The sequence below is a fragment of the Mycobacterium sp. genome (assembly GCF_050701675.1).
GTDB lineage: Bacteria > Actinomycetota > Actinomycetes > Mycobacteriales > Mycobacteriaceae > Mycobacterium.
In genome coordinates this window covers 1-1,800 of sequence record NZ_JBOGDD010001007.1, presented here as the reverse complement: position 1 = coordinate 1,800, position 1,800 = coordinate 1, and the positions used below count along the sequence as shown (strand labels likewise).

The following is a 1,800-nucleotide window of genomic DNA, read 5'->3' as shown; positions in this document are numbered from 1 at the left end:
TGCCGAGCTGATCTCCCGCAACAAGTCAAACCCGCCGCCGAAGGCCTCGGCGCACTCGAAGATCATCATCCTGACCAGTGGCACCACCGGCACACCCAAGGGCGCCAACCGCAGCACCCCGCCGTCGCTGGCGCCGATCGGTGGCGTGCTGTCGCACGTGCCGTTCAAGTCGGGCGAGGTGACGTCGCTGCCCGCCCCGATGTTCCATGCGCTTGGCTTCCTACACGCCACCATCGCGATGATGCTCGGCTCCACGCTGGTGTTGCGCCGCCGGTTCAAGCCGGCCAACGTGCTCGCCGACATCGAGAAGGACGGCGTGACGGCGATGGTCGTGGTGCCGGTGATGTTGTCGCGCATCCTCGACGAACTGGAGAAGACCAGCCCGAAGCCCAACCTCTCCAGCCTGCGCATCGTGTTCGTGTCCGGCTCGCAGCTCGGCGGCGAGCTCGCCACGCGCGCACTGAAGGATCTCGGCCCCGTCGTGTACAACCTGTACGGCTCGACGGAGATCGCGTTCGCGACCATCGCCCGTCCGAAGGACCTCTCGATCAACCCGTCGACGGTCGGACCGGTCGTCAAGGGTGTCAAGATCAAGCTGTTCGACGACAACGGCAAGGAGGTGCCCCAGGGTGAGGTCGGCCGCATCTTCGTCGGCAACACCTTCCCGTTCGAGGGGTACACCGGCGGCGGTCACAAGGCGATCATCGACGGGCTCATGTCGTCCGGCGACGTCGGCTACTTCGACGAACACGGGCTGCTCTACGTCAGCGGCCGCGACGACGAGATGATCGTCTGCGGCGGCGAGAACGTCTTCCCTGCCGAGGTCGAGGACCTCATCAGCGGGCACCCCGACGTGGTCGAGGCCACCGCGCTCGGCGTCGAGGACAAGGAGTGGGGCCATCGGCTGCGCGCCTTCGTCGTGAAGGTCGACGGCGCCTCCGTCGACGAGGACGCGATCAAGACCTACGTGAAGGACAACCTGGCCCGCTACAAGGTCCCGCGCGAGGTGATCTTCCTCGACGAGCTGCCGCGCAACCCGACGGGCAAGATCCTCAAGCGCGAACTACGGGAGATCGACGCCGAGTAGGCCGTCGAGGTCGCTCACGAAGTCGTCCATGGTGCACCCCTCTTCGGTGAGGAACGGGATCGGCCCGGCGGTCCCATCAGGGGACCAGCCGGGCCGCGTGCCGTCTCTTTCCTAGGTTGCCGTCGGCGTGGCGCCCAGCACCCGCTGCAGGTCGGGCTTCATCTGTTGGAGCTGCGCTCCCCAGTAGGGCCAGTCGTGCGTGCCGTCGTCCGGGAAGTTGAAGACGCCGTTCTTGCCGCCTGCGGCAATGTAGTTGTCCTGGAACGTGCGGTTGGTGCGGATGGTCAGGCCTTCGAGGAACTTGGCGGGCAGGTTGTTACCGCCCAGCTCGCTAGGCGTGCCATTGCCGCAGTAGACCCAGAGGCGGGTGTTGTTGGCGACCAGCTTCGCGATGTTGACCATCGGGTCGTTGCGCTTCCAGGCGCTGTTCGGGTCTTCCGTTGCACCCCACATGTCATTCGCCTTGAAGCCGCCCGCATCACCCATCGACACGTTGATCAGGAACGGCCACGACCCCTCGGAGGGGTTCAAGAAACCCGACAGCGAGGCCGCATAGATGAACTGCTCCGGGTGGTAGATCGCCAGGGTCATCGACGCAGAGCCAGCCATCGACAGCCCGACCGCGGCGCTGCCGGTGGGCTTCACCTGCTTCTCGGAGGCCAGATACGCGGGCAGTTCCTGGGTCAGGAACGTCTCCCACTTGTAGGTCTGGC

2 protein-coding genes are annotated in these 1,800 nt (G+C 65.8%); one reads left to right on the top strand and one right to left on the bottom strand.

The window, feature by feature from the left end:
- Window positions 1-1,087 (top strand): class I adenylate-forming enzyme family protein (locus ACRDUX_RS30700; RefSeq protein ID WP_526419593.1); only part of this gene is annotated, 1,087 nt, incomplete at its 5' end.
- Between the two features lie 111 nt (window positions 1,088-1,198).
- Here ACRDUX_RS30700 and ACRDUX_RS30695 read toward each other — a convergent pair.
- On the bottom strand, window positions 1,199-1,800 hold a 602-nt coding region (locus ACRDUX_RS30695), incomplete at its 5' end, for an alpha/beta hydrolase (protein ID WP_526419591.1).